The 9,734-nt window shown below is 35.7% G+C and carries 5 protein-coding genes and 1 pseudogene; 3 read left to right on the forward strand and 3 right to left on the reverse strand.

Annotated features, from left to right (window positions below; all coding sequences use genetic code 11):
• A pseudogene (locus tag FFR48_RS29610) lies at positions 1–124 on the reverse strand (acetamidase/formamidase family protein); the annotation flags it as partial.
• 282 nt (positions 125–406) lie between these two features.
• On the opposite strand from FFR48_RS29610, the gene FFR48_RS21470 reads away from it, so the two are divergent.
• Positions 407–1,051 carry an RloB family protein gene (locus tag FFR48_RS21470; RefSeq protein ID WP_137668784.1) on the forward strand — a complete coding sequence of 215 codons (645 nt, stop codon included), beginning with the start codon at positions 407–409 and terminating at the stop codon, positions 1,049–1,051.
• Between the two features lies 1 nt (position 1,052).
• On the opposite strand, the gene FFR48_RS21475 is transcribed toward FFR48_RS21470, so the two are convergent.
• Positions 1,053–1,946, reverse strand: a complete 894-nt coding sequence (locus tag FFR48_RS21475; RefSeq protein ID WP_137668785.1) for an N-acetylmuramoyl-L-alanine amidase — start codon at positions 1,944–1,946, stop codon at positions 1,053–1,055.
• Positions 1,947–1,993: 47 nt separating this feature from the next.
• Positions 1,994–2,431 carry a type II toxin-antitoxin system Phd/YefM family antitoxin gene (locus FFR48_RS21480; protein ID WP_137668786.1) on the reverse strand — a complete coding sequence of 146 codons (438 nt, stop codon included), beginning with the start codon at positions 2,429–2,431 and terminating at the stop codon, positions 1,994–1,996.
• 98 nt (positions 2,432–2,529) lie between these two features.
• Between FFR48_RS21480 and metH the strand changes: the two genes are divergently transcribed.
• The gene (metH, locus tag FFR48_RS21485; protein ID WP_137668787.1) at positions 2,530–6,051 is read left to right on the forward strand and encodes a methionine synthase; all 3,522 of its coding nucleotides are present in this window, start codon (positions 2,530–2,532) and stop codon (positions 6,049–6,051) included.
• Positions 6,052–6,228: 177 nt separating this feature from the next.
• Positions 6,229–9,465, forward strand: a complete 3,237-nt coding sequence (locus FFR48_RS21490; RefSeq protein ID WP_137668788.1) for a pentapeptide repeat-containing protein — start codon at positions 6,229–6,231, stop codon at positions 9,463–9,465.
• Positions 9,466–9,734: the final 269 nt, after the last annotated feature.

Raw genomic sequence — 9,734 nt, forward strand, 5'->3', positions numbered from 1 at the left:
CTAAAATGCCAAAAAAAGGTGTGAGAGGAATTTTAATATTTGAACCGGGTGGAAATTCGGCAAAATTATTTTTTAAATCGAGGGGAATAAATCTTAATGCAGCTTCTGTAAACTGCTGTGGTAATACAATACTTAATTCCCTATTATACAATCTAGCTGCACAACAGCTTAATCACAACAACGCCCAATTAATATTTACAACCCATGATACAACACTATTGGATGAAGAAATATTCAGACCTGATCAAATCTGGTTTACAGAAAAAGATAACAGCATGACTAAATTATATTCATTACTAGATTTTCGACCCCGTGAAGATGAATCTTTACAAAAAGGTTATCTTTTAGGGCGATATGGTGCTATTCCTTTTATTAATGGGTTAAGTATTTAGAAATATAGAAAAATATGTCAAGAGGAAAATCTACCAATAATTTAAAACGACGTTCAGGAAATAACCAACCTAGAAAAAACTTTTTAATTGTAGTTGAAGGGGAGGAAACAGAGTATAATTATTTTAATTCTCTCAAACGTGAACTTAGATTACCAACAATCAAAATTGAAATTGTCTCCGCTAACGGCGGTGATCCCCTTGTAATTGTTAATGAAGCTATAAAATTAAATAATAACATTAAATTTGAGAAAGTTGATCAAGTATTTTGTGTATTTGATGACGATAATAAACCTGAAAAATATAAACAAGCTCTTAACCGTGCGAAAGAATATAATTGTACTCCTATCACATCAATACCTTGTTTTGAATTTTGGTTTTTCCTTCATTATTACTACACTCCCAGTCCCTTTGGTAGTTACAATGAATTACGTCCCCAACTAGAAGCAGAAATGAGAAAAGCTGGTATTCTCAAGCAGGGAGAAAAATATGATAAAACTGATAAATTGCTCTATTCAAAATTGCAACCCAACCAAGAAATGGCAATAAATAACGCCATGAAACTAGAAAATAAACACCCTAATGAAGATGGATGTACAAACTCATCCACAAAAGTACATCATTTAGTACAAGAACTAAAAAACCAAAAAGACTTTAAATAAATTACGAATTATTAAAACTCCTCAACTCTCTAAAAGAATGCAACTTATTAAAAAACTTCTCAAAATCAAAACTTAAAGGATCAACCTTACCATTAGCAATATCAACATCACGATGAGTAGTAATTCTCTCATCAGGAACTTGACTTTGGGCAATTAACCAAGCTAAAGAATTATATTGATCTTCAGTATAACCACTATGTCCTTGAATATTTCTTTTTCCCCAAGCATCAGGAGGGGTTTCTAAAGAAACATGATAAGCGAAATTATTTACAGATGGAGATAAATTAGGATTAGTTTGTACAGTTTCCTCCACACCATTAGCAGCTTTAAAAACCGAATTACCAGCACCAAAAGCGCGTTTATCAGGTGCTACTAAATAAATAACAGTACCATCCAGAGTAATTAAAGCATGATAACTAGCTTGGACATTTTCATCAACATTATTATTTTGAAAAAAATTCACTGCACTAGAAGCAGAATTAGTCGTTTCATGTAAAACAATCAGCGGTTGATTATTTACAGGTACACCATTAACATCATGAGTAAATCTTTCACCATAATTACTAGGATGTACTTTAGCAGCAGCTAAATTAGGTTTATATCCAGCAAAAGCAGCAGTAGTTATGTATTGAGTAATAACTTGATTTTTTGGTTTTCTCTCAACAAAAGACTTAGACAAAATTGGTAACTTAGGTAAAGTAATTGGCGGTTTTTCTGCTGTTTTTTCTGATTGATATAAAGCTTGTGGATATTGATTCCAAATAATAGGATTTGGATTTGATATTCCTGTATTATTTGGCTGTTTTCTTGCACCACCAATAAACATGGCTAAAATCAAAGTTGCCAGCATCAGAAAAATTAGTATTACCCTAGTCGCCCAGTGTCTAAATCTCATAAATTATAAATGTTTGATAAACTAATTTAATAAAATAAACTTAACTTTCACTTAATCAGCCAATAATCTGGAATCCAAAATTTATGAATATTCATCAAAATTGCCCCTGTAAGAAAATTCTCAATATCATCTTCAAAAGCAGCTGTAGGAAAAGTTAACCCAACGGTTTCATTATTGTATATTACCCGCTCAAGTATTTGCTCAAAATTCCATTCTAATTCCTTAATATTAATACATGGTATGCCACACTCGTCCTCATAATTATATTCTTCATCTATCATAAATTGTCCATATTTGATATCATAGGTGATCCATTCCAGACGTTCAAATTCATTAACTGGAATAATAGCAGCCACATCTTCCTCCCCTTTTACCAAGACGATGCGCTGTTTCTCCAAGATCACATCATTGATGCTTGCCAATAATTTAACCCTAAATACATCTGTTTGTAAGCGGATAAAACCTGCTTCTTGATTTTTTAACATATTCTTTTCTGTAAACCCTGCCTAAAACATCAAAATCTTGGAAAATAGTAAATTAGGTTGCATCTTATCAGACTACACACAATTTTCTTTCATAAAATATGACACATTCATTTCTCCAACGCTTACATAGTCCAGAACTTCCTGTCATCGTCTTTGATGGTGCAATGGGAACTAACCTGCAAACCCAAAACCTCACTGCTGAGGACTTCGGCGGCGCACAGTATGAAGGTTGTAATGAATACTTAGTCCATACTAAGCCAGAAGCAGTGGCTAAAGTTCATCGTGACTTCCTCGCTGCGGGTGCGGATGTGATTGAAACTGATACCTTCGGTGGTACTTCTATTGTTTTAGCAGAATACGATCTAGCAGACCAAGCCTATTATCTCAGTAAGAAAGCCGCAGAACTAGCTAAAAGTGTGGCTGCGGAATTTTCTACCCCGGAAAAACCCCGCTTTGTTGCAGGTTCAATGGGTCCGACTACCAAACTTCCCACTTTGGGACATATTGATTTTGATACCATGAAAGCTGCTTTTGCCGAACAAGCAGAGGCTTTGCTTGATGGTGGTGTGGATTTATTCATCGTTGAAACTTGCCAAGATGTTCTGCAAATTAAAGCCGCATTAAACGGAGTTGAGGAAATTTTTACGAAAAAAGGCGAAAGAAAGCCATTAATGGTTTCCGTGACAATGGAAAGTATGGGGACAATGTTGGTAGGTACGGAAATTGCAGCCGTATTAACCATTTTAGAACCATATTCCATTGATATTCTCGGTTTAAACTGCGCCACTGGTCCAGACTTGATGAAACCACACATCAAGTATTTATCAGAACATTCTCCTTTCGTAGTTTCCTGTATTCCCAATGCCGGTTTACCGGAAAATGTTGGTGGTCAAGCTCATTACAAACTCACACCAATAGAATTACGTATGGCGTTGATGCACTTTGTTGAAGATTTGGGTGTCCAAGTGATTGGGGGTTGCTGTGGGACACGACCAGCACACATTCAACAATTAGCGGAAATTGCCAAGGACTTAAAACCAAAGGTTAGACAACCAAGTTTAGAACCAGCAGCAGCTTCAATTTATACCACTCAAAACTATGATCAAGATAATTCTTTCTTGATCGTCGGTGAACGTCTTAACGCCAGTGGTTCTAAAAAATGCCGTGACTTACTGAACGCTGAAGACTGGGATGGTTTGGTGTCAATGGCCAGGAGTCAAGTTAAAGAAGGCGCACACATTTTAGATGTGAACGTTGACTATGTGGGACGGGATGGCGTGCGTGATATGCACGAGTTAGTTTCTCGCATTGTTAATAATGTTACTTTACCTTTAATGCTTGATTCCACCGAATGGGAAAAAATGGAAGCGGGGTTAAAAGTTGCCGGAGGTAAGTGTTTACTCAATTCTACCAACTATGAAGACGGCGAACCCCGATTTTTAAAGGTGTTGGAATTAGCGAAACAGTATGGCGCTGGTGTCGTCATTGGTACAATTGACGAAGATGGCATGGCACGAACCGCAGATAAAAAGTTTCAAATTGCCCAACGTGCTTACCGTCAAGCTGTAGAGTATGGTATTCCAGCGACAGAGATATTTTTTGATACTTTAGCTTTACCGATTTCTACAGGGATTGAAGAAGACCGGGAAAACGGAAAAGCCACTATAGAGTCAATTCGCCGCATTCGTCAAGAATTACCTGGGTGTCATGTAATTTTGGGTGTATCTAATATATCCTTTGGCTTAAATCCAGCAGCGCGTATGGTGTTGAACTCAATGTTTTTACACGAAGCGATGAATGCGGGAATGGATGCAGCAATTGTTAGCGCGAGTAAAATTTTACCCTTGGCGAAAATTGAACCCCAACATCAAGAAGTTTGTCGCCAATTAATATATGATGAACGCAAATTTGATGGTGATGTTTGCGTTTATGATCCTTTGGGAGAATTGACAACAATTTTTGCAGGAGTCAAAACCAAACGTAATACAGGCGTTGATGAAAGTCTACCAATTGAAGAACGTTTGAAACGTCATATTATTGACGGTGAAAGAATTGGTTTAGAAAAACAATTAGCTACAGCTTTAGAACAATATCCACCTTTGGAAATCATCAATACTTTTCTCTTAGATGGAATGAAAGTGGTAGGGGAATTGTTCGGTTCTGGACAAATGCAGCTACCTTTTGTATTACAATCAGCAGAAACCATGAAGGCGGCGGTGGCTTATTTAGAACCGTTCATGGAAAAATCGGAAGCTGGTAATAATGCTAAGGGAACTTTTGTGATTGCCACTGTTAAAGGTGATGTCCATGATATTGGTAAAAACTTGGTTGATATCATCTTATCTAACAATGGTTATAAGGTGATTAATTTAGGGATTAAACAACCAGTTGAAAACATCATTCAGGCTTATCAAGAACATAAACCTGATTGTATTGCTATGAGTGGTTTGTTAGTCAAATCCACCGCTTTCATGAAGGAGAATTTGCAGGTTTTCAATGAAAAGGGAATTACTGTTCCTGTAATTTTAGGTGGTGCGGCGTTAACTCCTAAGTTCGTGAATGAAGATTGCCAAAATACTTACAAAGGTAAAGTTGTTTATGGCAAGGATGCTTTTTCTGATTTGACTTTTATGGATAAGTTAATGCCAGCAAAAGCTGCCGGAAATTGGGATGATTTAAAAGGGTTTTTGGATGAGGTAGGAACTGAAGAATCTACCCATGAAGTTAAAGAAAAAGTTGCAAAATCTGTGAAAGCACCTGCTGAACCAAGGGAGATAGATACAAGGCGTTCTGAAGCTGTAGAAATTAACATTGAACGTCCCACTCCTCCTTTTTGGGGAACGCAATTATTACAACCTGATGATATTTCTTTAGAGGAATTATTCTGGTATTTAGATTTGCAAGCTTTGGTGGCTGGACAATGGCAATTCCGTAAGCCGAAGGAACAATCTAAGGAGGAATATCAAGGGTTTTTAAGTGAGAAGGTTTACCCGATTTTAGAAAGTTGGAAAGCGCGAATTATTGAGGAGAAGTTGTTGCATCCTCAAGTGATTTATGGGTATTTTCCTTGTCAGTCTGAGGAAAATTCTCTACATATATATGATGTGGAAAATCAATCTCAACAAATTGCCAGTTTTGAGTTTCCCCGTCAACGTTCTGGGAGAAGATATTGCATTGCAGATTTCTTTGCACCAAAGGAGTCGGGAATAATTGATGTTTTCCCCATGCAAGCGGTGACTGTGGGGGAAGTTGCTACAGAGTTTGCACAAAAATTATTTGCTGATAATCAATACACTGATTATCTGTATTTTCATGGAATGGCGGTGCAGGTTGCGGAAGCTTTGGCAGAATGGACGCACGCGAGAATCCGTCGGGAGTTGGGTTTTGGTGATGCTGAACCGGATAATATTCGGGATATTTTGGCGCAGCGTTATCAAGGTTCTCGGTATAGTTTCGGTTATCCTGCTTGTCCGAATATTCAGGATCAGTATAAGCAGTTGGAGTTGTTGGGTACTGACAGGATGAAGATGTATATGGATGAAAGTGAACAGTTATATCCTGAACAGTCTACGACGGCGATTATTGCTTATCATTCTGTAGCTAAGTATTTCACTGCTTAGGTTTTTGTCCCCCTTCTTTTTTTGATGGAGGGGGAGTTTATATTTTTTTGAGTTTCGCGCAAAGACACAAAGGTGCTTCAAGAAGGAAAGAAGAAGGAATGTTATAGGATGCCAGTGATCAGGTATTATTTTTTTATTACGAACTCCCAAGTATTACCATAAGTACATCAATTAGCTATGAATAACAGACCTGGAATTGTTCTTAAAAAGCCTGTTGGTTTGGGAAAAAAAGAAGTTAGCGTTAAGTGGCGTGACGCTAGTCTGGTAACAGCTAAGGTTGTGGTAAAGGCATTAAGCGGTAAATTTGATGAGATACCAGAAAATATTATTGATATTGTTGCTGCTTTTGGACTAGCACAAGAACCAGGAGAAATTGCTTATGTTTTAATTAGTTCTGCGTTAACTCAAACAGTAATTAAATTACTAAAAGATAATAAAGATTTATTAGAAGATGCTAGTCAGAATATAGAAGACAAAAAATTTAAAGCAATTATCGAGGGTATTCTTAATCAGTGTTTAGGAACAGTAGAAACTGAAGAAATTACTATTTATCAAGATTTCTTTAAATCTCCTCAAAATTTTACTATTGTTCAAGAATTTAAAACTCCTTTTTCTCAATGGTTGCAAGAAAAATTTAACTTAGACCCAATAGATGCAGAAATAATTAGTAATCGTTTACCCATAGAGTTTTTATATTCTCTATATTCAGAATCTGATAAACATTCTGATAAATATGCCAAGTTAAAAATAGCATTTTCTGATAATGCTTTTAGTGAAGCTGTAGAAAAACAAATTAAACAAGAAACTTCCTGGCGGCGTTATTCAGCATGGCTACAAAAACAAGTGGAAGAAAGGATGTTTTTAGAGGCTTTTGGACTAAAACAGGTTTATGTTCCTCTCAGGGCTTATTATGAACAGGAAATAGAAAGTGATCATGATATTGATACTCATAACAGAAGGTATCAATCAACAGATAATAAGATTAAGAGATATGTTGTTAATTTACAGGATGAATTACAAAGTTGGTTAAATCAAGCTAACAAAGATGATGCTATCAGAGTAATTAGTGGTGGTCCTGGTAGTGGTAAATCTTCCTTTACAAAAATGTGGGCGGCTAAACTAGCAGAAATAGAAAATATACGAGTTTTATTTATTCCCTTACATTTGTTTAATCCCCAAGATGATTTAGTTGATGCTATTGGTAAATTTATTGAATCAATGCGAGATATTCCTTTGCCAGCTAACCCACTAAAACTAGAGAACTCTGTTGAAAGGTTGCTGATTATTTTTGATGGCTTGGATGAATTAGCAATGCAAGGTAAAATGGCGGAAGAAGTTGCCCATAGGTTTATTAGTGAAGTTAGGATTCAAGTTAATAAGTTTAATTATTCTGAAAATCGGTTAATGGTGTTAATTAGTGGACGGGAAATAGTAGTACAAAAAAATCAAAGTGAATTTCTTCAGCAAAAACAAATTTTTCATATTTTATCTTATTTTATCAATAAACGAGAAATAAAACATAGGCAATTTATTGATGATAACAAATTACTAGAGGAAGACCAAAGACATATTTGGTGGAAATCTTATGGTGATGCTAAAAATTCTGGTTATAGTAAATTACCAGATGGTTTAGATAGAGGTATTTTAAGAGAAATTACTGCTCAACCTTTGCTAAATTACCTTGTAGCTTTAAGTTATGATAGGGATGCAGTAAAATTTACAGAAAACAGTAACTTAAATGAAATTTATGCCGATTTGATTACCAAAGTTTATCAGCGAGTTTGGGCAAATAATCAAAATCCACAAATTCATGGAGTAAAAGAACAAGATTTTGTTCGCATTTTAGAAAGTATTGCCATTGCGGCTTGGCATGGTGGCGATATTAGAGTGACAACTTTATCAGAAATTGAAAAGTATTGTGATCACGAAATTATAGACCGGATTTTAAATATTTTTAACCAAGACAAAAGAGCTAGTTTTACTCGGTTGTTAACTGCTTTTTACTTTCGGCAACATGGTGTTAAAAACCGAGAGGAGACTTTTGAGTTTACACATAAAAGTTTTGGGGAATATTTAGCAGCTAAAGGTATTGTTAGACAATTAAAGTTAACACAGGAACAGTTACAACGAAATCAAGAAGATTCCGATGTGGGTTGGGATAAAAAACAGGCATTAGAAAAATGGGCGGAAATCTGTGGTTTAACCGCAATGGATGAGTATATTTTTGATTTCCTTGTGAATGAAATTCTGTTGCAGCAAAATAAGAATAATGCTGATGTTGGTGCATGGCAGCAGATGATGTGTAACTTGATTAGCTATATGCTAAAATATGGAATGCCGATGGAAAAATTATCAATTAGCACTTTTCAAGAAGCAAATCGTCAAGCCAGAAATGCAGAGGAAGCATTGTTAGCTGTTTTGAATGCTTGTGCTAGAGTCACACAGAAATTATCACAGATTAAATGGCCTAGTTTAGATAGCAAAGGTGAAAATATTCAGGAAAATAAACATCCAGATTTTGGTAATTGGATTTCTCGGTTGCGTGGACAAAGAGTTAACTATGATGATGTATTTTGTTTAAATTGTTTGAGTTTTTTAGATTTGCAAAATACTATTCTTACTTTTCAAGATTTTTCTTTAGCGAATCTTCAAGAGACTAATCTTCAAGAAGTCAATATTCGAGAGACTAATCTTACAGGGGCGAAACTTCAAGGTGCAAAACTTCAAGGAGCGAAACTTCAAGGGGCTAATCTTCAAGGTGCTAATCTTCAACTGGCTTATCTTAGAGAGGCTAATCTTCAAGGTGCTAATCTTCAAGATACAAAACTTCAACGAGCTAATCTTCAAGTTACTAATCTTCAAGGAGCTAATCTTCAAAATGCGGATATTCAAGGAGCGAAACTTCAAGGGACTAATCTTCAAGGTGCTAATCTTCAACGGGCTAGTCTTCAAAGTATGAATTTTAAAAGTATAAATCTTCAAGGGACTAATCTTCAAGAGACTAATCTTCAAGGTGCTAATCTTCAAGCTGTGAATCTTCCAGGAAGTAATCTTCAAGGTGCTAATCTTCAGGGTGCTAATCTTCAGGGTGCTAATCTTCAAGGTGTGAATCTTCAAGGTGCAAATCTTCAAGGTACGAACTTTCAAGATGCAAATCTTCAAGGTACGAACTTTCAAGATGCAAATCTTCAAGGTGCTAATCTTGAAGGTACGAACTTTCAAGATGCAAATCTTCAACGGACTAATCTTCAACGGGCTAATCTTCGACGGACTAATCTTCAACGGGCTAATCTTCAACGGGCTAATCTTCAAGATACGAAACTTCAACGAGCTTATCTTCAAGGGGCAAATCTTCAAGGGGCAGATGTTACAGGAACAATTTTTGAAGGTAAAGATTTAACTGCTTTAACTTAGAATATAGATAAGAGATGAATTTTTTTTATGAAGATTTAGAGTTTTTATACATTACTTAGGAGTAAGCATTGTTTGATTAACTAGCAGCAATAACCCTTTGCCAATCAATCTTTACAAAAATATTTAATAGCAATATTTATGTTAAGCTGTTGTGCAGCTAAATCGAATAAACAGCATTACCTTTATTTTTAACTTTGCGCTCCCATTTAATAATAAGACCTCCTTCGTTTAGCAATTTATTTAATAATTCTTCTAACTGTTCTACTGAT

Origin of the sequence: Sphaerospermopsis reniformis (assembly GCF_005402885.1) — a bacterium.
Taxonomy (GTDB): Bacteria; Cyanobacteriota; Cyanobacteriia; order Cyanobacteriales; family Nostocaceae; genus Sphaerospermopsis; species Sphaerospermopsis kisseleviana.